The organism is Paenibacillus amylolyticus (assembly GCF_001570725.1).
Lineage (GTDB): Bacteria > Bacillota > Bacilli > Paenibacillales > Paenibacillaceae > Paenibacillus > Paenibacillus amylolyticus_A.
On the sequence record NZ_BCNV01000006.1, the window covers coordinates 126,668 to 151,887 of the forward strand.

Annotated in this window: 21 protein-coding genes and 2 riboswitches; of the genes, 18 read left to right on the forward strand and 3 right to left on the reverse strand. The window is 48.1% G+C overall.

The window, feature by feature from the left end; translation table 11 throughout:
- The first annotated feature begins 44 nt into the window (after window positions 1–44).
- The 10 genes from PAHA3_RS24170 (at window position 45) to PAHA3_RS24215 (ending at window position 11,315) form a co-directional block, all read left to right on the forward strand.
- A complete protein-coding gene (locus PAHA3_RS24170; protein ID WP_062837227.1) occupies window positions 45–1,337 on the forward strand; it encodes an arsenic transporter in 1,293 nt (430 codons plus the stop codon).
- A 726-nt stretch (window positions 1,338–2,063) separates the two neighbouring features.
- Window positions 2,064–2,990 carry a phosphate ABC transporter substrate-binding protein gene (locus tag PAHA3_RS24175; RefSeq protein ID WP_062837228.1) on the forward strand — a complete coding sequence of 309 codons (927 nt, stop codon included), beginning with the start codon at window positions 2,064–2,066 and terminating at the stop codon, window positions 2,988–2,990.
- 142 nt (window positions 2,991–3,132) lie between these two features.
- Window positions 3,133–4,041, forward strand: coding sequence for a phosphate ABC transporter permease subunit PstC (gene pstC / locus PAHA3_RS24180; protein ID WP_139331924.1), 909 nt, complete (start codon window positions 3,133–3,135; stop codon window positions 4,039–4,041).
- Between the two features lie 2 nt (window positions 4,042–4,043).
- The gene (gene pstA, locus PAHA3_RS24185; RefSeq protein ID WP_062837355.1) at window positions 4,044–4,931 is read left to right on the forward strand and encodes a phosphate ABC transporter permease PstA; all 888 of its coding nucleotides are present in this window, start codon (window positions 4,044–4,046) and stop codon (window positions 4,929–4,931) included.
- A 12-nt stretch (window positions 4,932–4,943) separates the two neighbouring features.
- Window positions 4,944–5,699, forward strand: coding sequence for a phosphate ABC transporter ATP-binding protein PstB (pstB, locus tag PAHA3_RS24190; RefSeq protein ID WP_062837230.1), 756 nt, complete (start codon window positions 4,944–4,946; stop codon window positions 5,697–5,699).
- 195 nt (window positions 5,700–5,894) lie between these two features.
- Window positions 5,895–6,995 (forward strand): phosphotransferase enzyme family protein, encoded by a 1,101-nt coding sequence (locus tag PAHA3_RS24195; protein WP_062837231.1) that lies wholly within the window; start codon window positions 5,895–5,897, stop codon window positions 6,993–6,995.
- Window positions 6,996–7,352: 357 nt separating this feature from the next.
- Window positions 7,353–7,476: riboswitch (glycine riboswitch) on the forward strand.
- A 4-nt stretch (window positions 7,477–7,480) separates the two neighbouring features.
- A riboswitch (glycine riboswitch) is annotated at window positions 7,481–7,616 on the forward strand.
- 112 nt (window positions 7,617–7,728) lie between these two features.
- A complete protein-coding gene (gene sdaAB / locus PAHA3_RS24200; protein WP_062837232.1) occupies window positions 7,729–8,418 on the forward strand; it encodes an L-serine ammonia-lyase, iron-sulfur-dependent subunit beta in 690 nt (229 codons plus the stop codon).
- Entirely contained in the window at window positions 8,408–9,346 is a 939-nt protein-coding gene (gene sdaAA, locus PAHA3_RS24205; protein ID WP_062837233.1) for an L-serine ammonia-lyase, iron-sulfur-dependent, subunit alpha, read from the forward strand. Before sdaAB ends, sdaAA begins: the two co-directional genes overlap by 11 nt.
- Before the next feature lie 187 nt (window positions 9,347–9,533).
- On the forward strand, window positions 9,534–10,748 hold the full coding sequence (locus tag PAHA3_RS24210; RefSeq protein WP_062837234.1) for a YhgE/Pip domain-containing protein: 1,215 nt from the start codon (window positions 9,534–9,536) through the stop codon (window positions 10,746–10,748).
- Window positions 10,749–10,802: 54 nt separating this feature from the next.
- Window positions 10,803–11,315: a PadR family transcriptional regulator gene (locus PAHA3_RS24215; RefSeq protein WP_062837235.1), complete on the forward strand. Its 513-nt coding sequence runs from the start codon at window positions 10,803–10,805 to the stop codon at window positions 11,313–11,315.
- Between the two features lie 130 nt (window positions 11,316–11,445).
- Here PAHA3_RS24215 and PAHA3_RS24220 read toward each other — a convergent pair whose 3' ends face one another.
- Window positions 11,446–13,200 carry an alpha-glycosidase gene (locus tag PAHA3_RS24220; protein ID WP_062837236.1) on the reverse strand — a complete coding sequence of 585 codons (1,755 nt, stop codon included), beginning with the start codon at window positions 13,198–13,200 and terminating at the stop codon, window positions 11,446–11,448.
- Window positions 13,201–13,423: 223 nt separating this feature from the next.
- On the opposite strand from PAHA3_RS24220, the gene PAHA3_RS24225 reads away from it, so the two are divergent.
- The 5 genes from PAHA3_RS24225 to PAHA3_RS24245 all read left to right on the forward strand — a co-directional run bounded on the left by PAHA3_RS24225 (window position 13,424) and on the right by PAHA3_RS24245 (window position 18,119).
- Window positions 13,424–14,107, forward strand: a complete 684-nt coding sequence (locus PAHA3_RS24225; protein ID WP_062837237.1) for a response regulator transcription factor — start codon at window positions 13,424–13,426, stop codon at window positions 14,105–14,107.
- A 26-nt stretch (window positions 14,108–14,133) separates the two neighbouring features.
- A complete protein-coding gene (locus PAHA3_RS24230; protein WP_235599554.1) occupies window positions 14,134–15,669 on the forward strand; it encodes a HAMP domain-containing sensor histidine kinase in 1,536 nt (511 codons plus the stop codon).
- Window positions 15,670–15,755: 86 nt separating this feature from the next.
- Entirely contained in the window at window positions 15,756–16,670 is a 915-nt protein-coding gene (locus PAHA3_RS24235) for an ABC transporter ATP-binding protein (protein ID WP_062837239.1), read from the forward strand.
- Complete coding sequence (locus PAHA3_RS24240) at window positions 16,667–17,383, forward strand: ABC transporter permease (protein ID WP_062837240.1); 717 nt, start codon at window positions 16,667–16,669, stop codon at window positions 17,381–17,383. Before PAHA3_RS24235 ends, PAHA3_RS24240 begins: the two co-directional genes overlap by 4 nt.
- 1 nt (window position 17,384) lies before the next feature.
- Window positions 17,385–18,119: an ABC transporter permease gene (locus tag PAHA3_RS24245; RefSeq protein WP_062837241.1), complete on the forward strand. Its 735-nt coding sequence runs from the start codon at window positions 17,385–17,387 to the stop codon at window positions 18,117–18,119.
- Window positions 18,120–18,214: 95 nt separating this feature from the next.
- Here PAHA3_RS24245 and PAHA3_RS24250 read toward each other — a convergent pair whose 3' ends face one another.
- Window positions 18,215–18,775, reverse strand: a complete 561-nt coding sequence (locus tag PAHA3_RS24250) for an acyltransferase (RefSeq protein WP_062837242.1) — start codon at window positions 18,773–18,775, stop codon at window positions 18,215–18,217.
- Window positions 18,776–19,076: 301 nt separating this feature from the next.
- Between PAHA3_RS24250 and PAHA3_RS24255 the strand changes: the two genes are divergently transcribed.
- The gene (locus PAHA3_RS24255; protein WP_062837243.1) at window positions 19,077–21,785 is read left to right on the forward strand and encodes a PAS domain-containing hybrid sensor histidine kinase/response regulator; all 2,709 of its coding nucleotides are present in this window, start codon (window positions 19,077–19,079) and stop codon (window positions 21,783–21,785) included.
- A 137-nt stretch (window positions 21,786–21,922) separates the two neighbouring features.
- Here the strand turns inward: PAHA3_RS24255 and PAHA3_RS24260 are convergent, their stop codons facing one another.
- Window positions 21,923–22,876 carry an L-lactate dehydrogenase gene (locus PAHA3_RS24260; protein WP_062837244.1) on the reverse strand — a complete coding sequence of 318 codons (954 nt, stop codon included), beginning with the start codon at window positions 22,874–22,876 and terminating at the stop codon, window positions 21,923–21,925.
- Between the two features lie 547 nt (window positions 22,877–23,423).
- Between PAHA3_RS24260 and PAHA3_RS24265 the strand changes: the two genes are divergently transcribed.
- Window positions 23,424–24,107 carry a hypothetical protein gene (locus PAHA3_RS24265; RefSeq protein WP_153028294.1) on the forward strand — a complete coding sequence of 228 codons (684 nt, stop codon included), beginning with the start codon at window positions 23,424–23,426 and terminating at the stop codon, window positions 24,105–24,107.
- Between the two features lie 63 nt (window positions 24,108–24,170).
- On the forward strand, window positions 24,171–25,064 hold the full coding sequence (locus PAHA3_RS24270; RefSeq protein ID WP_082762985.1) for a serine/threonine protein kinase: 894 nt from the start codon (window positions 24,171–24,173) through the stop codon (window positions 25,062–25,064).
- Window positions 25,065–25,220: the final 156 nt, after the last annotated feature.

Here is a 25,220-nt window from a genome sequence, read left to right on the forward strand (position 1 = left end):
ATGAACGATAGAATATATCGAGACAGGGTACAGCAGGAGGCTCTATGGTATACGTAGCAATATTGATTTTTGCAGTAACAATCACCTTGGTGATTTGGCAACCTCGTGGATTGGGTATCGGCTGGACTGCCTCGGGTGGGGCATTGCTTGCCCTGCTGTGTGGAGTCGTCAGCTTGAACGACGCATCGGATGTGGCATCCATTGTGTGGAATGCAACGCTGGCTTTTGTCGGTATTATTATGATTTCTCTCATTCTCGACGAGACGGGTTTCTTCGAATGGGCTGCCCTTCACATGGCAAGGCTTGCTGGAGGAGATGGTCGCAGACTGTTCTTCTACTCCATTTTGCTGGGTGCCGCAGTATCTGCCCTCTTCGCGAATGACGGTGCGGCACTCATTCTGACGCCAATTGTACTGGCAATGGTACGTGCATTGAGGTTCGATGAGCGGATGGTGCTGGCTTTTGTAATGGCGAGTGGATTTATCGCGGATACCACATCGTTGCCGCTCGTCGTCAGCAATCTGGTTAACATTGTGTCTGCCGATTTCTTTGGTATTACATTTGTGGAATATGCGGTGCGCATGGTTGTACCGAATCTGTTCTCGATCGTAGCGAGTACGGGCATGCTGTTCTTGTTCTATCGCAAAAGCATACCCCGTCGCTACGACATCTCCGCGGCACGCGACCCGAAGGAAGCGATACGTGATCCCCGGATGTTTCGAATCGCCTGGTTCATGCTTGGGCTGTTATTGGTGGCCTACGCATCGAGTGAGTTTCTGCCGATTCCCGTGTCGGTTATCGTTGGCTCCGTTGCATTGCTGTTCGCTTTACTGGCACGTAAGAGCGAGGCTGTTGATCTGAAACGGGTAATTAAGGAAGCACCATGGTCGATTGTGGTATTCTCGGTGGGCATGTACATCGTTGTATATGGACTGCGTAATGCAGGGTTAACTGATCATCTGAGCCGCTGGCTGGATGCCATAGCAGAGCATGGTCTGCTGGCTGCTTCGCTCGGGATGGGCATCATAGCGGCCGTATTATCATCCGTCATGAATAACCTGCCAACCGTGTTGATTAACCTGCTAGCCATCCAGGGTGCACACACTGAAGGAATCATTCAAGAGGCATTGATCTATGCCAATGTCATCGGTTCTGATCTGGGTCCCAAAATGACCCCGATTGGATCACTTGCCACATTGCTGTGGCTGCACGTGTTGTCCCGCAAAGGTGTGAAGATTACATGGGGGTACTATTTCAAAGCAGGCATCATCCTGACGGTCCCTACATTGTTAATTACCCTAGCCGGATTGGCATTGTGGTTATGGATTCTGGGGTAGTAAAATTAGATTTTACATTAGGTATTAATAAGATAATCTGTTTTCATGTAAAAGCTGCTCTCACAGCTGGTGCTATGCACTGGCAGTGAGGCAGTTTTTTTATTTCCTGCTTTTGCATCTTCTATAGAAGAAATGAATTCTGTTTCTCTGTTAAGTACCTAAGCATTTACACAAGGTCAGCCTACAATAGGACTGGCCTTCTTTGCCTGCACCCCAAGCAGAGATTGAAATGTCTGGGAGCAAGAAGCGCTGACACAGCGCAGGGAAACCGCGATCGTAGTGGAGTAGACGGAATCGATTCTGAAGAAGCGAAGCGTTCGCCTGAAAGCTTTCTGTAAGAAAGCTGCACCGGAAGCATAAGCTGTCTCCCAATTTCAACAATTTAAATTGTTGATAAGAGAAATTTGGAGACAACAGCGATCAGAAGAACGATCCGTAACCGGAACGGCCACTGTGAGTGTTTAATTTATATTTATTTTATTAATGTGTAAAATCTTCACGGAAATCTGGACACAATACGGATTGAAGCAACGTCCGTTCCCGAAGCGACCTCTTCAGCGCTAGATTAAATCCCAGATATTTCAATATACAGCCGATATTTTTAACATTGCGTTTACAAAACACTGATTTTAAGATGACATACCGAAACTACAATAAGTAAAGAGTTGATGGTGAACAAACAAATTCACAAAACGCCATCACTACATTGGGGGAGGAAAACAAAACATGTTTAAAAAGTTGCCGTTTATTTTGATGACCTTAACGTTCGTACTGGTGCTCGCTGCATGCGGATCGAAAAATGACGCTGGTACAGAGGGTGCTGCAAGCAATGGATCAGGAGAAGCTGCTACTGAGCTTAGCGGTAACATTCTGGCAGTCGGATCGACAGCATTGCTACCTCTGGTAGAACAAGCTGGACAGAAATTTATGGCAGTTGATGAATATAAGAACGTAACGGTTCAAGTTCAAGGTGGCGGTAGTGGTACTGGTTTGACACAAGTATCCGACGGACAAGCTACAATCGGTAACTCTGATGTATTTGCAGAAGAGAAGCTGGAGGACGAAGCCAAAGTAAAAGAATTGGTTGACCATCAGGTAGCAGTAGTAGCTATGGCGCCAGTTAGCAACAAAGATACAGGTGTAGAAGATTTGACGAAGCAACAACTGGTTGACATCTTTTCCGGTAAAGTAACGAACTGGAAAGACGTTGGTGGTGCGGATCAAGCAATCGTTATTGTAAACCGTCCAAGTAGTTCCGGTACTCGTGCAACTTTCGAGAAGTATGCACTTGGTGCAAAAATGGATGATATCCAAGGTTCCATTCAAGAAGATTCTTCTGGTAACGTAAGAAAATTGGTAGCTGAAACGCCAGGTGCTATTGGTTACCTCGCCCTGTCTTACTTGGATGACAGCTTGCAAGTGTTGAAATACGAAGGTGTAGAAGCAACAGTTGAGAACGTAGAAGCAGGAACTTATCCAGTATGGGCTTACGAGCACATGTACACGAAAGGTACGCCAGATGCAGCAACACAAGCATTCCTGGACTACATCTTGAGTGACGAAATTCAACAAAATGACGTGACAGAACTTGGATACATTCCAATGTCAGGTATGAAAGTAAAACGCGATGCAGCAGGTAACGTGGTTGAGTAATCTTTGAACTTGCGCATACAGCGAAAGAGGCGGACTTAGGTCCCGCCTCTTTACGCGGTTTGCTCTAAAATAATCCCATATTTTGCATTAATTCTACTATAGAAGGATGGTTGTTATGGAACAGACCGAAGGGGGAACGGTAATGAATAACAAGTTGAAACCGCGCCGGCCCTTAAAAGAGAAACATTATTGGGAAGAGTGGACGGGACGGATCTATACGTCGATTTGTGTCGTTTTCCTGATCGTTGTCATGTTTTCCATTGTTTATTTTGTAGCGTCCAAGGGACTATCAACATTTTTCCAAAATGGAGTAAGCATAAGTGAATTCCTTGGTGGAAAAACGTGGAATCCAACGGGAGAACCTGCTTTCTATGGGGCATTGCCGTTCATTACAGGTTCCTTCATTACAACCTTGCTTGCAGCGCTTATTGCAAGTCCGCTTGGTCTGTGTGCAGCACTCTTCATGACAGAGATTGTACCGGGTAAGGGGAAAAAGATCTTGCAGCCTGCCATTGAGCTCTTGTCCGGTATTCCGTCTGTTGTGTACGGATTTATCGGTCTGAGTGTCATCGTACCTTTGTTACGCAGTATCTTTGGTGGAACAGGCGTCGGGATTGCAGCCGGATGTCTCGTTCTCGCTGTAATGATTCTTCCTACGGTGACAAGTATTATGGCAGATGCATTGTCCGCATTGCCCAAAGGATTGCGTGAATCCTCCTACGCACTCGGTGCCACTCGCTGGCAAACCATCTACCGTGTCATTATTCCAACGACTTTGCCAGCCTTGTTGACTGGTGTCGTATTGGGTATGGCCCGTGCTTTTGGTGAGGCACTTGCTGTGCAGATGGTTATCGGTAATGCACCGCATGTTCCAACATCCTTGCTTGAATCAGCTTCAACATTAACAAGTGTAATTACACTCAGCATGGGTAACACCACGATGGGTTCTGTTCATAACAATGCACTGTGGAGTATGGCGCTTGTCCTGTTGGTGATGACCTTTGTCTTCGTCATTCTGGTTCGCCTGCTTGAAAGGAGAAACCGGGTATGAAAATGAAGGCAAAGACGGTAGATAAAATTGCAACATCCGTTATCGTTGTATTGGCCCTGTTCATTGTTATTCTATTGCTCGGCCTGCTTGGCTTCATTATGTTTAGAGGTATTGGGCATATTAACTGGCACTTCCTGACGAGCGCTCCACAGTTACTCAAAGGTGGCGGCGGGATTGGTCCACAGCTCTTCAACTCCGTATTCTTGCTGGTCCTGACTTTAATTGTTACCATTCCACTGGGATGGGGCGGCGGAATTTACATGGCGGAATACGCCAAGCCAGGTAAGATTACCAGCTTCATTCGTCTGGTCGTTGAAGTATTGTCATCATTCCCATCCATCGTTATCGGTTTGTTTGGTCTCTTGCTACTAGTAAATCAATTTGGTCTTGGTTTCTCCCTGATCTCGGGTGCCTTGGCTCTGGCGATCTTTAACTTGCCACTGATGGTACGGACAACGGAGCAGGCCTTCCGCGCCGTTCCGAAGGAACAGAAGGAAGCAGGTCTGGCGCTTGGACTGTCCAAGTGGAAGATTATCACTTCCATTCTACTGCCTGTGGCATTGCCGAGTTTGATTACGGGTACGATCCTGGCATCGGGCCGGATCTTCGGTGAAGCAGCCGCGCTGATGTTCACCGCAGGTATGAGTAGTCCACCATTGGACTTCACAGATTGGAATCCGACGAGTCCAAGATCACCGCTTAATCCTTTCCGTCCGGCAGAGACACTTGCTGTCCATATCTGGAAAGTAAATAGTGAAGGCATTGGGCCAGATTCCAAAGAAGTGGCAGCAGGGGCATCCGCCGTGCTTGTCATTCTCGTGCTGGCGTTCAATCTAAGTGCACGCTGGATCGGTCGGGTTGTATTCCGCCGCATGACAGCTTCGAAATAAGGAGGAACCAACATGGCCATACCTTTTGGTACGGAACAGTTAAGCATATATTATGGACATTTTCAGGCGGTAAAGCAGATCAGCCTGACGTTTCCCGAAGCAAGCGTAACGGCGCTTATTGGGCCGTCTGGTTGTGGTAAATCCACGTTCCTCCGGTCGCTGAACCGGATGAACGACGAGATTGCCGGTTCCCGCACAGAGGGACATATCTGGATGGACGGTAACGATCTGAATGAGCCAGGAACCGATGTAATCAAGCTTCGTCAGAAGATTGGCATGGTATGGCAGAAGCCGAACCCTTTTCATAAGTCTATCTACAACAATATCGCGTTTGGCCCCCGCTACCGTGGTACGAAGAGTAAGAAGGCACTGGATGAAATTGTGGAAAAAAGCTTGCGCCGTGCTGCGCTCTGGGACGAAGTGAAAGACAGGCTGAACGAGTCAGCCTTGTCTCTCTCAGGTGGACAACAGCAGCGTCTATGTATCGCACGCGCCTTGTCTGTTGACCCGCAGATTCTGCTACTCGACGAGCCAGCATCTGCACTTGACCCGGTATCTACGGGTAAGGTTGAGGAATTGATTACCGAGCTTAAGAAAGATCTGCGGATCGTCATTGTTACCCATAACATGCAGCAGGCGGCACGCATCTCGGATTATACGGCTTATTTTTATCTGGGTAGCATGGTTGAGCACGGGGATACGGAGCATATTTTCACTAACCCCGACAATCGTCTGACGCAAGAATACATTATGGGTCGTTTCGGTTAATTGGATCATGGAGTGTCACATAGAGTAACATAAGAGAGATAGAGAAATAATAGAGACAAAAGAAAGCACAATGCCTGAACGTTTGTTCGGGGATTGTGCTTTTTTTAATTTCTTTTTGGAAGAATTTGCTGTATATCAAACAATCATGCTACGATAATCAGTATTGAGAGAGCGTTTACATATCTTCGAAGGGGGATGTTGATAATCACTACGGATCAGTTGTCTTACGACTACATGGCAGCCCAGATCATACAGAACTATAGCATGGAGAAACCTGTCGTTTCCTATATTCGTCACAATGAAAATCTGACGTATCATGTTGTGGATGAAGCCAGCGGGCAGAAGTATCTGCTACGGATACACAAAGCTGCCTATGCAAGTATGACAGGTATTCAGCATACGCTTCCTGCATTGGAGGCGGAGATGAACCTGCTTCATGAGTTAAATGCAACGACAACATTGCGCGTGCAGCATCCTGTACGGAATGTATTGGGAGACTGGGTCACGGTATGGACATGTGAAGCGGGTAAAGAAATCTGTTGTACAGTACTGGAGTGGATTGAGGGCAGGGACATCCAGCAGGGAGAACGCCTGACAACAGAGCAGATCTATGATCTGGGTGTCCAACTGCAGACGCTTCATCAATATGGACGTGTGCAAGATACGGCCGAAGCCACTGAGGGAACGGTTGATGGTAAAGGAGTAGTGGACGGCAACGATCATCAGCGGACAGGGAGAGAGATGAGCCAGCTAGATCGAACGAAGGTGCGCCCGGCATATGGCAACATCCATGAGAACCTAGTCATGCTAGGACAACTGGAGGAAGGCGTCCGACTTGGGATTTTTACAACGGAAGACTTCGATCTGCTTCGTGAGACGTTCGAGAACATTAATGAGCAGCTGGAAACGTACCCGCAGCATACGGAGACATGGGGCGTCATTCATGGAGATATTACGCGTAACAATCTGCTGATAACAGATCAGGGGATTTCCATGATTGATTTTTGTCTACATGGCTATGGTTACTATCTTTTCGATGCGGGAGGGGCTGCGCTGATGTTCAATCGGGAAGAACGTGACATATTCTTATCCGGTTATACGAAACAGACCGCACCACTGACGGATCGTGATATCCGATTAATGGAAGGGTTCATGTTGATCTTTACACTAGGTTATTATGCTTTTCAGATGGCAAACGTGTCGAGGCACGAATGGATGAAAGACCGCATGCCGAAGCTATGTAGCAAGTATTGCAGACCTTATGTACAGAACGAGAGTATCTTCTACGAACTGTGAATGATAATCCAGATGTGCAGACCCAGATGAGCTACTGAGCAGTGTGGTTCAAAGATGATGTTTGCCTGAGCACCCGAACGTTTTCATGGACAACATCATAAATAGTAGTAAGCACATCATTGTATGGATTACAGGAAAACGAAATGAGCTGTTGAAAGATCTTTTATCGTATTAATGTGATGAAAGCTGACAAAATATTCTGCTTTTCGTTGGCTCAATAGGAAATGAAGGAAATATACCCAAAGAAATCGTTAAGTTTGTTGACACTGATCTTCCGGTCGATTAATCTTAATGAAGAAGAAATTAACGACTTCCATTACTATTCTGTATAAGCTCAGAATGGTTCCATACAGCGGATGATAACGAGCGGGAGAGACCTGATTAGCTGAGCAAAATGGCTAGTGTTCAGGCACCGAAGGAGCAAGCTGCTGCGCACCCGGCGCAGTGGTTAATCTCTCAGGTAAATGTACCATCGTTGGACGCAACTCTGGAGAGTGCGCGAACTGCGCCACCCAAGGGGTATATGATCAGTCAGTCCGGTGATCTTGTCTGTAATCGCAGGCAATACACCTTGTCGTGAGACACTGCTGATTGTGAAACTCTCAGGTATCGAGGACAGAGAGAGGGCCTGAGGCCTTCTTCTGTCCTTTTTTGATGTCATCATTCAGTAAATAAGGAACAATATGGCTCAGATTCTGGATGGAAATGACGAATACAATTGGAGGGTTACAAGGTGCGATTTAAAGATGTTTTCTCAATTATTGGTCCGTCCATGACAGGTCCTTCAAGTTCACATACAGCTGGAGCAGCCCGGCTGGGAAGAATTGCTCGTCAGTGGCTGGGCTGCACGCCGGATCGTGCCCGGCTGACGCTGTACGGTTCATTTGCAGATACGTATCAGGGGCACGGCACGGATCTGGCATTGATCGGCGGTCTGCTGGACTATGTCACAGACGATCCGCGTATCCCGGATGCAGAGCAATACGCAGAGGAAGCGGGCATGGAGGTTGAATTTTATACAAGTGGCCTGCCTGCTCCTCACCCGAATACCGTCAAGATTGAATTGTGGCATGGAGAACGTGCCTGCTCCTTGATTGGTGCTTCTATTGGTGGCGGCAGTGTATCGGTGCATGCGATGAATGATTTTCGCGTTCAGATCAGTGGTGAGTTCCCAACACTCGTTCTGCGTCATGCGGATAAAGCGGGCGTGCTCGCCTCAGTGACGTCCACGATCAGTTCATCCGGGGTTAACATCGGCTATATGCAGGTAGATCGGAAAGCCCGGGATGGTGAAGCACTGACCGCGATGGAGATGGACGGTGTACCGAATCCTGATATGCTGAAACGTCTGCGTTCGCTCGACCATGTGCTGGACATTCGTGTCATTGATTTGAAGAGAGGAGTTGATTCGGATGAGGTTTAAACATTTGCACGAACTGAATACGATCTGTACAGCAGAATCCAAAACCATTGCTGAGCTAATGATCGAGGAACAGGTTCAGGAGACCAATACGCCAGAAGCGGATGTTGTGCAACAGATGTCTGAATATTATCAGGTGATGAAGGAAGCGGTACGCAAAGGATTAACGGAAGATACCACTTCACGCAGTGGATTAACAGGTGGAGACGGCAAAAAAATGGCCGAGTACATTCGCAAGGGTGAGACTTGCTCAGGAGATGCTTCCGCACTTGCCATGGCGTATGCCCTGTGTGTATCTGAAGTGAATGCCTCCATGGGGCGGATTGTGGCAACACCAACAGCCGGTTCCTGCGGCATTATCCCGGGTGTGTTTATCAGTTCACAAGAGCGGTTTGGCTGGACGGACGAACATTTGGTGAACGGGTTGTTCTGTGCGGGAGCGATTGGTTATGTTATTGCCAACAATTCATTTATCTCCGGTGCCGAGGGTGGCTGTCAGGCGGAAGTGGGTTCAGCTATCGGCATGGCTGCGGGTGCTATGGTTGAACTGCGTGGAGGTACACCGGAACAGGTTGTTCATGCCGTAGGCTTGGCGTTAAAAAATACACTGGGCCTGATCTGCGATCCGGTCGCAGGCCTTGTTGAAATCCCGTGCATCGTCCGTAATGGATTGGGTGCAGTTACGGCGCTGGCTGCGGCTGACATGGCCTTGGCCGGAGTGCGTAGTGCCATTCCGTCAGACGAAGTCATCGACGTCATGCTGGAAGTGGGTAGTGCGATGCCGAGCCGTCACCGGGAGACAGCCCAAGGCGGACTGGCCCAGACGCCAACCGGCCGCAAAATGATGCAGAAGCTGGCTAAACCGAAGGCAAAGCGTGCAGAGCCGGAGTTAGAGTCCTCTACTGAAAATGATGCAGAACCTAAGGCGTAATAGGATTGACAAAAAAAGCCGATACAAACCTTCCTGGTGAAGAGATGTATCGGCTTTTTTTGTCTTTTGCTTACACATAAAAACAAAAAAACATTGACGATCTATATATCGGGTTGATATATTAACTACTGTCATATATCGATATGATATATATAAGAGCGAAACAAACTAAAGGAGATGGATAGTTATGAAAGGTATTTTCCAGACGAGTCTGCTGTTTTTGAAAAATGGAGCTACCATTGTGGGTTTAATTACGGCCGTGCTGTTTCAGGTTTTTTTTAACATCATCTGGCTTAGTGGATACGATCAGGTTAATGAGAGAATGACTGAGCTAGCTGTCACTATTGTGAATGAAGACGGGGTAGCTGCTGAGCCGGTGGCCGAGTCTTTGGCAGTGGGCCTGAATTTCGAGATCAAACCATCTGAATCGATGCAAGAAGCGAGACAGATGTTAACGGACCGGGAAGTATACATGATCATTGAGATTCCATCCGGATTCATGCAACAGGCAGAAGACTTGTCGAAGCCGATGACAGTTAAGTATGTGATGAACGAATCGAACGTGGCTACCGTTAAAAGTGTGATGCAGAACGTAGCCGCACAAGTTACAGCGACATTGAATCGTGAAGTACAAGAGAATGGCATTCGCGGAGTGCTGAATCAGTCCGGTATGACTGCCGATCAGGCCGATGCGTTGGCGCTGGGGTTATCTTCACGCGTGGAGGCAGAGGTGGAGCGGCTGAATCCTGTTGATAATTTTGCTTTCTCCATGGTACCTATGTTGATTGTAACGGCTACGTTTACCGGAGCGATGTTGCTTGGTATGAACCTGCAAAAGGTTTCTGGAGAACTGAGTGGCAGGGCAGGGAAATGGGAGCGCTTCTGGGCGCGCAACATCGTTAATCTTGGTGCGGCAGTAATCGTTTCGCTCGTTGGATCTGGGATGATGCACGTTATGGGGGTATCGTCAGCAGAGGGTTGGTTAATGTTATGGCTGTTCCAGTTGCTGGTCACCATATCTTTTATACTCATGGCTCAGTTGAGCTTGTTGTTGCTTGGCAATGCTGGGGCTTGGTTAAACAGTGCGCTGTTGCCTCTGCTGATGTTGTCCTCGGGCTCGACGATTCCGCGCGATGTAATGTCTGAGTTCTACCAAGGGATCGGTCATTATCTGCCGGCGACCTACGCCGTAGAGGGGATGACGAACCTTGTACTTGGGGGAAACGGGATCGGCCGGGATGCATTGTTTCTTGGGGTAATCGGGGTTACAACGCTGACTCTGGGTGCTTTTAGCATCTGGATCAGACGTTCCAACCCGGCAATCTCTGAACCTCACAGGGAGAAACAGCCTGCTACTATACCTGCTGTTCTGGAAGCATCCGTGTCTTCATCCGATCATTGAATATGGGGTGCTGATTGTGATACGTTAAGAGGAATGGAAAGGAGCGGTGCACCGATGAACACGCAGCATGTCATCCTCGGAATACTGCACAATCAGCCATGTTCGGGATACGAGATCAAGCAGTATTTTGAACAATATTTTTCCTTTTTCTTTGATGCGAGCTTCGGCACCATATATCCTACACTCGCGAAGATGGAAAAGTCTGGGTTGCTCACGAAGGAATCGGTGAGGCAGGAAGGGAAGCCCGATAAGAACGTGTACTCTTTGACTCCTGAGGGATCAGCACAATTTCACGCCTACCTGATGAGTCCCCTGGAAGATGAGGTGTTCCGTTCTGATTTTCTGATGCGGTTGTATTTCGGAGAGTTAGCGGATGAGGCCACTGTAACGGGGTGGGTTTCGTCAGAGTTGAAACGCAAGGAATTGTTATATGACGAGCTTCAGCGTCAGATGAAGGAATTCGGCGAACGGATTTCGCCTGCACAACGTTTGTGCATGCAAGTGGGACTTGTGCAGTATGAGGCCACCATCGAATTGCTCAAGAAGCAACTGGCTCAGCCTGAGTAATCTATATAACAGGGATTGATATACGAAATAGGCGCTTTACAGATCAGGAACAGGTCTGTGAGCGCCTACTTGGTGTTATATTCCGATGAGTGGACTCCGGTTTTGCATAAGCTCAAGTATAACTTGATGTTTATGTGAGATGAGTACTCAGTACGGCATATCCATACGCAGGCAGTTCAATCGCGAGCACGCCATCTTCCTTGGCGGTACGATGGTTTCCGCCGAATAACTCAGTCCATTGCTCGTCACCAGCCTCCAGCTCGACAATAGCCGTCTCTTCTGAGCGATTGAACAGAACCAGAATGCGTTCCTTCTCATTTTGCCGCTCGAATACCAGTTGGCTACCATCGGAACGAGCCTGCAGGAAACGAATGGTGCCTTCTGCACGCAGAGCAGGATGAGCATGACGCAGAGAGATCAGCTTCTGATAAAAGTCGAACAGCTCCCGGTCTTGCTTCGCTTCATCCCATTCCATGCATTTACGGCAACCCGGATCATGCTCGCCGTCCATCCCAATCTCGTCTCCGTAATAGATGCACGGAGCGCCCATATAAGTGAACTGGAATAACGCAGCCAGCTTCATCTTGCGCTGGTCGCCTTCACACAGTGTGAGCAGCCGTGGTGTATCGTGGCTGTCCAGCAGGTTGAATGCTACTTCGCTGGCCTGAAGCGGATAGCGGGATAACTGCCGACCAATGGAGTTCGCAAACTGTTCGGCGTGCATTGTATTTTTCACAAAGAAAGCATTCACGGCATCGGTAAACGGATAGTTCATGGACGCATCGAACTGATCGCCTTGCAACCAAGAGGAGGACTCGTTCCATACTTCGCCCAGAATATAGGCTTCCGGATTAGCGGCCTTGACTACACGACGGAAATCACGCCAGAATGCCTCATCCACCTCATCTGCCACATCCAGTCGCCAGCCGTCCGCACCCACTTCCTTGATCCAGTACTCGGCAACCTCCAGCAGGTATGCCTTTACCTCGGAATTCTCCGTATTCAGCTTCGGCATGTGCGCTTCAAATCCGAAGGTCTCATACGTAGGAATGCCGTCCTTCACATCCAGCGGGAATTCTTTTACATGGAACCAGTCTTTGTATTTGGATTGTTCACCGTTATTCTGCACATCCACGAACGGCGCAAACGTCTTCCCGGAATGGTTGAACACGGCATCCAGCAGAACGCGAATTCCGCGCGCATGGCACAGCTCGACCAGTCGTTTCACGGTATCTGCGTCACCAAAGTGACGATCTACCCGCAGATAGTCCTCGGTATCGTATTTGTGATTGGTGGTTGCTTCGAAGATGGGTGTAAAGTAAATTGCATTTATGCCAAGATCACTGATGTAATCCAGATGGTCAATCACGCCCTGAAGGTCACCGCCGAAGAAATTGAACGGTGTCGGTTCGCCGCCCCACGGCTCAACCTTTTCTGGACTAATATCCGGGTTGCCATTGGCGAATCGTTCAGGGAAAATCTGATAGAACACCGCATCCTTAACCCATGCAGGAGGTGTGAACACAGCTCCGGGGTGGATATAGGGAAACTGGAACATACGACCCGGATCGTCCGGTTCTTCTTCCTGGAAGTCCGTCTCGGTCATCCAGATCTGTTCGTCCCCGTTTTGGAGTAGAAAAGAGTACTTCAGTCGGTGGTAGGGAGGTTTTACTTCGCCCTCGTAGTAATCGAACATGGAGTCAGAGGTAAACTTGGTTAAGGGAACCAGCGCTTTGGTTGCATCCCAAGCATATTTGTCACCGGTCAAGGCGTGTACCTCAGTCAGATCATTTTTTTTGGCACGCAGGCGCAGATGGATTGTATCTTGGTCATAGGCATAGGCCCAGTTCCGTTTCGGTTGATGATAGATGGCTTCCAGCAGCATAATGAAATTCCTCCCGTCAGGTGTAGAACTAATATGTACTTGGTAGACTTGATGGATATGACATTACCCAAGGTAATGGATAAGCTATAATTAGAATGCGTGGCAACGTGAGACTTCAACATTTCAATAAGACATGAATCCATAGGTTATAGGCAGCTTTTATCATTATTATGCTCAGATATATCATTAACCCAATGGGGGCAGAAAGGAAACGAATATTCGGATGAAAACCAAACTGTTATATATTGAAGACGATACGGAAATTGCGACTTGGGTCAGAGCCGATCTGGAGGAACGCGGTTATGAGGTGCAATGGCTCGGAAGTGGTGAAGGTGCCGCGGAGGCTGCTGTCGGTTGCTCCCTCATTATCCTGGATGTCATGTTGCCAGGATTGGATGGATTTACGGTGGGCCAGCGACTCAAAAAAGAATATCCCGCCGTACCCATTGTCATGCTCTCCGCCAGAACGTCCATTGACGACAAGCTGCATGGTCTCGATTTTGCTGATGACTATGTGACCAAACCATTTCATCCCGATGAACTGGCTGCCCGGATTGAGGTTCAACTGCGTAAGGCAGGAACAGCGGTCTCATCGGATGTAGCCCTGAAGCTGGATCATCTCTCCATCTATGAGAAGGACAATCGGATCGTCAATGAGGAGACGGGGGATGAGATTATTTTATCAGGAAAACAGTTTCACATCTTCACTTACCTGCTACGACATATGGGCATGATTCGAACGAAAGAGCAGATTTATGAAGCTGTCTGGAACGAGCCCTATCTGGATGGGGATAAGACTTTGATGGTACATATTCGACATCTGCGCGAAAAGCTGGAGCTTGATCCGGCCAATCCTGTTGTTATTCAGACGGTCCGCGGTGTGGGATATCGTGTGAAAAAGCCATGATCCGGCGGTTCAGAGAACGGAAAATCATGAAGAGAGAACAGAAGGGAGAACGAGGCATGGATCAAAAGCAATCTGGGCGACGCAAGCTTCGCTTTGGGCGGTCCTTGATGTCCAGATATATGATCCTGATTCTCGCGGCAGTATTATTCGTGCCCGTCGTTCTTCCGATCATATCCATCATTTATGTTGTGGTGGTGAATAACACGAATTCGAATCAAGCGGCACCATATGGTGACGTTACCCGAATCAGTAACTTGTGGTTGCGTGAAGCACAGAAACTGGATGGTGCTACAGATGGAGAGGTTAGCGCACGGTTGAAGCAGTTACATCGCAAGTATTCCAAAGCTTCCATGTATCGAGTGAATGCTCGTGGTGAGACGGTTTTTATTCTGGGTGGTGAAGATGTATCGCTGGTGAAATCCACGTCGGCGGATGGCAAATCAGACACGATATTGAAGTGGTCATTGGATTCAGGGAAAACAACAGAGACCCGAATTCCAGCTGAATGGAATGCGAACAATACCGTGCAATTCATGAAAGAAGCTACCTATCGTGATCCACTAACTGTAGTTGCCTATGTAGGCGGAGATGAACAGGACAGAGGACAGGGCTTCATGGTCATTGAAGTGCCGCGATCTCTTTTGCAAATGAAACAGAACAATTGGCCAATGGAACTCTTGTATCTTGGCATTGTCATGATCATCATATTCATGATTTTCATCATCATGTCGATTCTCTTCTTCGCACGTATTCGCAAACGATTGATTCGTCTGCAGACGGCGATGATGACCCCAGGCAATGAAGGTATTCCGCTTCCGGTAGATATCCGCCGGTCAGATGAGATCGGTCAGCTGGAGGAATCCTTCAATCAGATGGTGCATCAACTGTCCGACAGCCGCGAGCGTGAACGAGAGGAAGAACAATTGCGCAAACGTCTCATTGCGGGGCTTTCCCACGATCTGCGCACCCCGCTAACAGTAATTCGTGGACATATGCATGCTTTGCACAAGGAAGCGCTTAGTGAGCGAGGTGACCGTTCATTACATCGAATGGAAGCGAAAATGGAGGATCTCGGCGGGCTCATCGACAACATGTTATCCTACAATTTGCTCACGAGTGGGAAATATACCCTGAAGCTGGAGGAGAAAGATATGCTGCGGATCGTCAGGGAAACGGCGGCGGCCTGGTACCCGGTTTGGGAGAAAGAAGAGTTCGAGATTGATATCGACCTGCCGGAAAAGCCATTGATATGGCATATGGATGAACAGGGCATGCGTCGTATCCTCGATAATCTGTTCCAGAACGTGATCCGTCATGCCGCCAGCGGGAAATACATTGGCATCTCAACCCAGGAGATTCAGGGCGAGACCGCTATTGTTGTTCAGGATCGGGGTCCGGGAATGCAACCGAGTTCCGACACGAAGGGGACGGGTCTGGGGCTATCCATTGTAGACCTGTTGATTCGTGAGATGGGACTGCGGAAGCGGGTGGACAGTTCCAATACCGGTGTTCGGACATATATCTACAGTGGTACGGGAAACAGGGAAACAACAAACCGCTGAAATCCCTTTTTTTAAACTAAATTTAAACTGGAGACTACCTTGGCTTTAACCTTGGAAGGTTACGATAGTTCCGAGGTGATCATACAGTGAGTGAAAATATTATTCAAACGGCGAATTTATGGAAAACATACCGGGACCGTGCAGCGGTCCGTGAACTTGATCTGCATATTAAAAAGGGAGATATCTATGGCTTCCTCGGTCCCAATGGTGCCGGCAAAACAACAACGATTCGCATGCTTCTCGGCTTGATTAAACCAACCAAAGGCGTGATCCGGGTCTTCGACAAGGATATTCGCAAGGAGCGCATGGACATTTTGCGTCGTGTGGGCTCCCTGGTTGAATACCCGTCCTATTACGGACATCTGAACGCAGTAGAGAATCTGGAGACCTTGCGCCGCATTATCAATGTGCCGAAATCGAGAATTGCTGAAGTGCTGTCCATTGTAGATCTGACGAAGGATGCCAAACGTTCGGTGAAGGGATATTCCCTTGGAATGAAGCAGCGTCTGGGGATTGCCAGCGCTTTGCTTGGTGAGCCGGAGCTATTGATTCTGGACGAGCCGACAAATGGGCTTGATCCTGCCGGCATTCAGGAGATTCGGGAATTAATCAAACGCATGCCTCTGGAACATGGCATTACTGTTCTGGTGTCCAGCCACTTACTGAGTGAAGTCGAACAGATGGCAAGTCGCGTCGGTATTATCCGTGAAGGCAAGATGGTGCTTCAGGATACCATTGCGAGTCTGCATAGTCAGACGGGCAGCTCTATCCGGTTAACGGTATCGGAGCCGGAAGAGGCCATGAAGCTGGCCAGAGAACAGGGCCAATATGGTCAGCGGCAGGGTTCTGCGTTAACGTTCCCTTATATGGATAACCCTTCGGTGGCACTGCTTGTGCGCCGATTAATTGAGCAGGATCATGATGTGTATCGTGTAGAGGAACAGCGTCAGTCTCTGGAAGATCTGTTCATGCGGGTCATCGGCGAGGGGGCATCCATATGACCAGGCGTGCATTATCATCGGATTGGCTCAAGATTCGCGGGAAAGGCATCTGGTTTCTCGTCTTCCTGGCTCCGATTGGATTGATAGCCATGCAGGCGCTTAATTTCGGGCTACGGCTGGATTATCTGAAAGAACAGTACGCCGATAACCTGTGGGGTGGGCTATTGGGCAATGTGGTTATCTTTGTGCCTTTGTCTCTGATGCTGGGGGCAACCATTCTCAGCTCGATGATCGCTAATGTTGAGCATGAACAGGGATCGTGGAAGCAGCTGCTTGCGATGCCGATTCCTAGACCGGCTGTGTATCTGGCTAAGTTTCTGCTTGCTTGTCTGCTGCTGATGATCTCCTGCCTGCTGTTAACCGCTGGAATCGTGGGTCTGGGACTGATCCTCGGATTCCATGCCAGTGAGATCCCTTGGATGCAAGCGATTAAGCTGGGGCTGCTACCTTTGGCTGGTGCGCTTCCCGTGTTATCTCTGGAGTTATGGCTCACGATGGTAAACAAGAATCAGGCGCTTCCGGTCACCCTTGGTATTGTGCTAGCGATAACGGGCATGTTCGCACTCAGTATCTCACCGAACTTTCCACTCGCTTGGGCGCAGATGGCCTGGAATGGACCCAATCCATATCTGTATGCAGGCATGGGTGCAGGTCTGGGAATCTTGATTCTGTTGCTGGGTATGGTGCACTTTAGTCGGAAGGATGTGGCCTGACATGAGCTTCGCGACAACCTATTTCCGAATTCTATCTGCTGAACGGTTGAAAATGGGTAAATCGCCCATATGGCTGCTGATCCTGCTGAGTCCACTCATTGCGCTGCTCATCGGACTCTTGTCCACGCCTTCTGGGAATTGGCAGGTATTGATGGGCACCATGGTATTTCTGCATGGATTGCTCCTGTTGCCAATGCTGACCGGCGTGTTTACGTCCTTTATCTGCCGATTTGAACATGCAGGAGGAGGGTGGAAGCAGATGCTGGTTTTGCCGCTCACACGTTCAGGTGTATATGCAGGCAAACTGACGATTGTACTCATGCTTCTGGCGGGTACACAAGCATTGTTGCTGATGTCCATTCTGCTGGCAGGGTTGATTCATGGCATCACAGGGCCAGTCCCTTGGGGATTCTTGGTGAGCAAGCTCCTGCTTGGATTATTGGCCTGTGTACCACTGGCTGCCCTGCAGATATTCGTTTCATTGGTGTGGAGCAGCTTTGCCGCACCACTCGCACTGAATTTTGCACTGACCGTACCGAATATTCTCATCGTAAACTCAGCTACATTTGGGCCGTATTATCCCTGGGCACAACCGATGATTCTGATGACGCCAATGGATGGCGGAGGTTTCGGAGCCTATAATGTTCCGTTGATGACGATGCTGGCGGTCGTCGGAGGCAGTGCTGTCATTTTCATTGGGATAGGCATGATGTATTTTGCAAAAAAAGAAATTTGAATAATCTGTTATAAGCCTGGTTATCGTAAGATCAAGATCCTCTTTAAGCAAAACATGCAAAGCTCTGTTGTATGTAGGCTTGAGGAGGATTTTTTCTAATGTCTGACCCACCCATCGTGAATGGTTAACTCCCGAATGATTTTGGCCGGGGCTCCGGCTACAAGTGTATTCTCGGGTACATCTTTGGTCACCGTACTTCCTGCAGCCACGACTGCATTTCTGCCAATCGTCACTCCGGGCAAAATGAGTGCGCCTGTGCCAATCCAGGCATTATCCTGAATGATGATGCTTTTGGCGGTCTGGCTTCCGTCATCCAGCGAATCAATGCGGTGATAGGCACTGTCAAATATGCTTGTTCGAGGACCGATCATGACATTATTGCCGATCGTCACCTCTACGTTAGCCGCAATCCCCACACCGGCATTAATCATGACGTCATCTCCAATGGTTAATCGTGCTCCTTTGACCACGGTTAGCTGGGTTCCCCAAGGTTTGCCTATGATGTTAAGCCGTTTTCCCACCTGCAAGTCACCCAATTTATTCAGATAAACCTTACCCCTAATTCGTGGCAGCAAGCCCATTGAGGGCTGGATTTTACCAAAGATGGCCAAGCCTCTTAGTTTGCCATAAACAATTTTAACTCTGTTGGGCAGCATGATTCATCCGTCCTCTCCGTAGTCAAATAACGCTTTTTAACGATTATATCTTTTTTGATACAATTTGTATCGTTGAATTTCTGAATTATAATAAAGTAGAAATTTAAATTCCAACTATTACATCACACTTCATGTGAATTGAATCATAGATTGTAAGCAAAAGCACACGAGAATCTGGTAAAATAAAAAAAGCTGTTTCTAGGCAGGCTTACATGGTTATTCGAGGGTAGGCCCATTTCTACGGAAATAATTAATTCCTGCTGTTAGATGAAGATATTGGCTGAGAAAAGAGGGGTAAGCCTTGGATATTAATAAAATGGAAACCCTGAAGCGCATTATTTCTGAGGGAAGTTCTTACCAATCATTGTTTTTTAACCACCCGGATGCCATTTATGTGATGGACATCCATGGAAACTATATTGATGCTAATCCCTCGGTAGAGCGGATATCAGGGTATACACTGGATGACTTGATTCGTAAGAATCAGAGTGAGATCTGTCCTCCGGACAGTGAAAATTCACGCAAAGAATATATTAAAGAGGTACTGGCTGGACGTTCAGTCAGTAATTCCATTACTTTTTATCATAAAGACGGATCTTTGAAACACGCAGAGATAACGTATGTGCCCATCACGGAGGGTGAAGAAGTTGTTGGCATCTATGGTATTGCCAAGGATGTTACCGAGACGTTAGAAGTGGAGCGTGAGCTTCGGGAGACACAAGAGAAATATCAGGTGCTCGCTGACCATGCACAAGATCTGATTACGACCTGTGCAACGGATGGAACGTTGTTGTACGTCTCACCTTCCGTGTACAGCTTGCTGGGTTATAAGCCAGAGGAAGTTACAGGAAAGTCCTTCAAGGATTATTGTTATCCGGGAGATTATCCTGATCCTATGGAGCTTTCCGAGATTGGCAATGGCTGTAAGATGCGCGTGTTACACAAAAAAGGACATTATATCTGGATGGAGACATTGGCGAAGCCTGTGGCTGGAGTGCGGGGTAAGAATATTCAGATTGTAAGCATTAGCAGGGATATTACCCAGCACAAAGATGCGGATAGACGTCTTCGAGAAAGTCGTCAGCGTTACAGATCACTGTTCGAACATAATCCGGCAGCCGTGTATTCATTGAATATGCAAGGCCAATATAGTGCGGTGAACAGCAAGCTTGTACAAATGCTGAATGTTCCACGCAATAAGCTTATTGGTAAATCGTTTTTATCCAATCTGGATAAATGCGAAGTGCAATACGGCCAAACGAATTTTGAAATGGTGAAGCAGGGCGAACCGCAATATTATGAGACCCGAATTGTCAATTCAAGTGGTCGGAAGATCGAAGTATCCGTTACGAATGTGCCTATTATTGTGGATAAAGAAGTGGTAGGTGTCTATGGAATCGTATCCGATATTACCGAGCGTAAGGAATATACGGAACGGATTCAGGAGCTTAGCAAGCAACATGAGCTGATTCTTAACACGGTTACGGAAGGAATCTATGGTTTGGATGCAGATGGAATCACCATGTTTATGAATCCTGCAGCAGCTTCGATGTTCGGTTATGAACCGAAAGAATTCATCGGCAAAAACTCACATCCCATTATCCATCACACGCGTGCAGACGGGAGTCATTTCCCAAAAGAAGAGTGCCCAATCCACATGACCGTGCTGGATGGACAGAGACGCTCAATCAAGGAAGATGTGTTCTGGCGTAAAGATGGCAGCAGCTTTCTGGTGCAGTATCAGGTGACGCCGATTATTGAACAGGGACAGATTCAGGGCGCGGTGGTCGTGTTCAATGATGTGACTGGCGAACGTGAAATTGTACGTGCCAAAGAGACAGCTGAGCTCGCAGCTCAGGCCAAGTCAGAATTTCTGTCGATGGTCAGCCATGAGATCCGGACACCGATGAACGGGATCGTGGGTATGACCGAGTTGTTGATCGGTACCGATTTATCGGAGGAACAGCGAGAATACGCCGAGATTATTCAAGATAGCGGCGATGCTCTGCTGAACATCCTTAATGATATTTTGGACTTCAGTAAGCTGGAATCCGGTAAAATGGCGCTGGCTTATGAACCGTTCGCATTACGCAAGATGCTGGAACAGGTGGCCGAACTGTTTAAACCCCGTGCAGATGAGAAAAATCTGAAGATCAGATTTCGTCTCAATCCAAGTATCCCTGAGTTCATGGTAGGCGACTCCATACGTATCCGACAGATTCTGGTGAACCTGGTTGGCAATGCGCTTAAGTTCACAGACCGGGGAAGTATTGATGTCACCGTAGATATCATCAAGGGCAGAAAGCCCGAAGACAGCGTTCTTGATTTTGCGGTGCAGGATACGGGGATCGGCATCCCCGCTGACAAGCTGGATCAGTTATTCCAATCCTTCTCTCAGCTGCATCCGGTGATTAACCGGAAGTATGGTGGTACTGGCTTGGGCCTGGTCATCTCCAAGCGACTCGTAGAGATCATGGGAGGCAGTATTAGTGTCGAGAGTATAGAAGGAGAAGGTTCGACCTTCCGGTTTGCTGTCCCTGCGACGAGTGTAGAAGCTTCAGCGGAACAGACAGCAAGTCAGTTCCATCATGATCGCACACGTCAAAGTGACAAGGTCGCCATGCGTATTCTGGTGGCGGAAGATCATCCGGTAAACCGGAAGATTCTGCGAGAATATCTGGAGAAGCTCGGATACCAGGCAGATGTGTGTACCAATGGTGTAGAGGCGATTGATGCCATCTCTCAGAATGCTTATGATATTGTCCTGATGGATATTCATATGCCTGTGATGGATGGACTGAAGGCGACAGACCTTTTACACCGCCTGATTCCACAAGACCGCATACCGCCAATTATTGCTGTTACAGGCAATGCCAAACGTGAAGACAAGGAAGCTTGTTTGGAGATAGGTATGCGTGACTTCATTAGCAAACCGGTTATGCTGAGTGAGTTGAAGCGGGTGTTACAGCAATGGGGACCAAGGGACGAACCTCAGCTTGCACCGAATTGAACAATAGCTCGGCTGTGAAATAATAATAAATACAAACATGCCAATAATCCTCCTCAGATGGAGGATTATTGGCATGTTTGCGTTGACAGGCTTTTGAAATTGAGCTGATGCATAGAATTGGAGCTTATACGAATGGCTTATGCCAGTGTCAGACGATTGATGTTACCTGATAGAATTTCACAGGAGTTATTGAACTTCTGGCGTTCTGTTGCATCCAGATTCAATTCGATAATCTCCTGAATGCCATTTCCGCCGATAATTGCAGGAACACCGACGCAGACGTTATGTTGCTCATACTCTCCGTCCAGAATAGCTGATACGGCGATGATTTTGTGTTCGTCATTGAGGATGGAACGGGTGATGTGCGCGAGGGCGTTGCCGATCCCGAATTGGGTAGAGCCTTTGCGAGTGAAGATCTCCCAGCCGGCATCTTTCGTTTTGCGTGCGATATCGTCCAGATCCAGATGTTTGAAGCGCTCCTTGTGCTGATCCATAATATGCATAATCGGTTTACCGCCAATGGTCACATGCGACCAGGCCACGAACTGGGATTCTCCATGCTCTCCGAGAGCATAACCATGCACACTGCGTGGATCGATGGAGAAGACTTCAGATAGCAGCGTTTTGAGTCGTGAAGAGTCAATGGACGTGCCTGTACCGATGACGTGTTCGCGCGGGAGGCCGGATAATTTCCATACCATATAAGTTACTATGTCAACCGGATTGGCAGCGACGACAAAAATCCCGTTAAATCCACTGTTCATGATGGGAACCACGATGTCTTTGGCAATCGACTCCGCTTCCTCCAAAATATCCAGCCGTGTCTGTCCTGGCTTGGGATTCGCCCCGGCAGTTAAGATAATGACATCCATATTGCCGCAATCGGCATACGTCCCTGCATATACTTTGGTGCGATTATGTGTGAAGTCCATGCAATGGGAGAAATCCAGTGCCTGTGCTACAGCACGGTCATACGTCCGGTCCACCATCATAATTTCCCTGCATATCGATTGATTAATCATGGAATACGCACAACTCGAACCGACAAGACCCGCCCCGATCACCGCTACTTTACCTGATTTGCCTAACACTGCCGTTCAGCCCCCATTACATTGATATTTATCCGTCACTTACGCGTCCTATGTTAAGTATAGTCCTTTATTTTATGCTGAAATGCACTTCTACGTTACATAAGATAACACATGGAAAAGCTGTGCAGCAATGATATCCGCTATCGCGGGAGCGTATTGGAGTAACGGAGTTAACAAAATTGACATGAATAATTCACAATCCGTTGATTTGACGGCATTTGCACCTGTCGTATTCGACATGACAGCATTCATGCTCGTTGTCGGATCAAGGGTTATTTGTGCGAATCATATACCTGACAAAAGTTCTTAGGAATCCGCAGAAACAGAACAAAACCGCCAAAGGGATCTGCCGAGAAGCTGACGAATACATACGGACAAGCAAAAGATAAGCATACATGATCCATGAGACAGGTTGCCCCGATCCGATGACGGTTCCATAAAGGAACGCTGAAGCCATAATGTTTTTATTCAAGAATCAATTTCATAACTCACTAAAGGTATTATGAAATTGATTCCCAAAAGACTTCATTCCGGGAGGGAATTAATGATGATTGAAGAAGCAGGAGCAACGACGGAAACGGCCAAGAGCCTGGGCATAGGTGCCAGTACTCTTCGTAAATATGCGGCGGCACTGGAAGAGCAGGGATACCGGTTCGAACGTTCCGCCAACAAATCCAGACTATTCAAATCAGACGACATCGAGTGCATTGAACGCTTGATGACCGAACTTAGAGAGCATAATCTGCCATTAGCTGATGCTGTGGTGACTGTATTGGCTCCAGACGTACCTGTCGTAGAAGTAAATGTAGATGTACCCGCAGTGAGAATTGAAGGTCTCTCAGAGCCAGAATGTGCAGCAACATCGATGTCATCTATATACCCTGAAGAACCTGAAGTAACGGGTAATCTGAGATCTTATGAGGGTCTGGGACAGCTGGTAAGTGAGGTCACTTATGGTGCTGTGGAACAACAACAGGACGATCGGGTACAGCTGCTGCAACAGCGGGTCGACGAACTGGAATTGACTCTTCAGCATCTGGCCGATACACACATGGCTCTTCAAGAACAGATGGAAAAACAGCGTCTATGGATGAACGAGAAACTGGAAGAGGAGCGGGATCGTGAACTCGTGACCAATCTGCGCAGCTTTCAGGGAAGAAAACGTAAACCCAAAGGAGCATCCCTGCGTATGTTGTTCGGGCTGCTGCCCAAGAAGCATAAGGAAGCTTGAGCAACAGGCTTTTGCCCATCGTGATTTTACAGTATCGGCCTGATATAATAAGCTCCATACAACATGAAGACTGGTAACGGATTGCTCGGTATAGAATTAGACCGGGGAGATCTGGAAGCTGGCATGGGAGGATCTGTGGAGCTGCGACGAAGTTGGCAAAGATTGCTCGGACTATGGACTGACCGTCCTAGGCGTCAGGGGACGACCATTGCTGAGCGTTATACGATACAGGAATTGCTGGGCATGGGGAGCTATGGGCTGACATATCTGTGTACAGATGACCAGACTGGTCATGAAGTGGCGTTGAAGGAGTCCAAGCCCAGCAAGGGCAGACTCGCTGCGCACCTGTTGGAGCGGGAGGCGGACGTGATGGAACGTCTGCACCATGAGGCGATCCCTGACCTATTGGATGTGTTCACATCAGGGAGAAAAAGCTATATCGTTACCGAGTATATTCGTGGACAAACGCTTGAAGATTGCATATTTGAGCAAGGACTTCAATATTCGGAGCGGGAATGTCTGGAACTGGCAGGTCAACTGCTTGCCCCGGTGGCTCATGTGCATGAACAGGGGTATATTCATGGAGATGTACGGATTCCCAATGTTATTTTACGTGAAGGGATGTTGCATCTGATTGACTTTGGCCTGGCAAGACGCTTGGGGGAGCCGTTGTTGCCGGAGCTGAAGCGACGTATGCGAGAAGTACCAGAGCCTGAAGATGAACCGGCAACACCGGATCATGATCTGCAGGACATCGGTCACTTTCTTCTATTTATGCTGTATTCCGCCTATGAGCCAGAGAAGGGCCGAGAACCTGCCAGCTGGCAGGAGGAGCTGAAGCTTACGCCTGAATTGCACCAGATGCTGGAGCGACTCCTTGGACTCCGTCCAGGTTATGAGGGCGGGGCGCCAGAGTTACAGGCAGAGATTGAGAATGTGTTGCTGAAATTACAATGAAATAAGCTCTGTAAGCAGACCTATATTTGTTATCCGTGACCTCTTCGTATGATAGCTGTAGGGGTCTTTTTCCTTTTCGCTTTTATAGAAACAATAAAGAGGTGTTCTGCAGACCGTGTGTACGGCTGTCGAACACCCCTGGGTTACATATTCATT

Excerpts from the sequence above, each read along its gene's own strand:
- PAHA3_RS24245 (WP_062837241.1), top strand. The coding sequence starts at position 17,385 with ATGAGCTTCGCGACAACCTATTTCCGAATTCTATCTGCTGAACGGTTG.
- pstA (WP_062837355.1), top strand. The coding sequence starts at position 4,044 with ATGAAGGCAAAGACGGTAGATAAAATTGCAACATCCGTTATCGTTGTA.
- sdaAA (WP_062837233.1), top strand. The coding sequence starts at position 8,408 with ATGAGGTTTAAACATTTGCACGAACTGAATACGATCTGTACAGCAGAA.
- pstC (WP_139331924.1), top strand. The coding sequence starts at position 3,133 with ATGAATAACAAGTTGAAACCGCGCCGGCCCTTAAAAGAGAAACATTAT.
- PAHA3_RS24210 (WP_062837234.1), top strand. The coding sequence starts at position 9,534 with ATGAAAGGTATTTTCCAGACGAGTCTGCTGTTTTTGAAAAATGGAGCT.
- PAHA3_RS24220 (WP_062837236.1), bottom strand. The coding sequence starts at position 13,200 with ATGCTGCTGGAAGCCATCTATCATCAACCGAAACGGAACTGGGCCTAT.
- PAHA3_RS24240 (WP_062837240.1), top strand. The coding sequence starts at position 16,667 with ATGACCAGGCGTGCATTATCATCGGATTGGCTCAAGATTCGCGGGAAA.
- PAHA3_RS24270 (WP_082762985.1), top strand. The coding sequence starts at position 24,171 with ATGAAGACTGGTAACGGATTGCTCGGTATAGAATTAGACCGGGGAGAT.
- PAHA3_RS24230 (WP_235599554.1), top strand. The coding sequence starts at position 14,134 with ATGAAGAGAGAACAGAAGGGAGAACGAGGCATGGATCAAAAGCAATCT.
- PAHA3_RS24225 (WP_062837237.1), top strand. The coding sequence starts at position 13,424 with ATGAAAACCAAACTGTTATATATTGAAGACGATACGGAAATTGCGACT.
- PAHA3_RS24175 (WP_062837228.1), top strand. The coding sequence starts at position 2,064 with ATGTTTAAAAAGTTGCCGTTTATTTTGATGACCTTAACGTTCGTACTG.
- PAHA3_RS24215 (WP_062837235.1), top strand. The coding sequence starts at position 10,803 with ATGAACACGCAGCATGTCATCCTCGGAATACTGCACAATCAGCCATGT.
- PAHA3_RS24195 (WP_062837231.1), top strand. The coding sequence starts at position 5,895 with ATGTTGATAATCACTACGGATCAGTTGTCTTACGACTACATGGCAGCC.
- PAHA3_RS24250 (WP_062837242.1), bottom strand. The coding sequence starts at position 18,775 with ATGCTGCCCAACAGAGTTAAAATTGTTTATGGCAAACTAAGAGGCTTG.
- PAHA3_RS24170 (WP_062837227.1), top strand. The coding sequence starts at position 45 with ATGGTATACGTAGCAATATTGATTTTTGCAGTAACAATCACCTTGGTG.
- pstB (WP_062837230.1), top strand. The coding sequence starts at position 4,944 with ATGGCCATACCTTTTGGTACGGAACAGTTAAGCATATATTATGGACAT.
- PAHA3_RS24265 (WP_153028294.1), top strand. The coding sequence starts at position 23,424 with ATGATTGAAGAAGCAGGAGCAACGACGGAAACGGCCAAGAGCCTGGGC.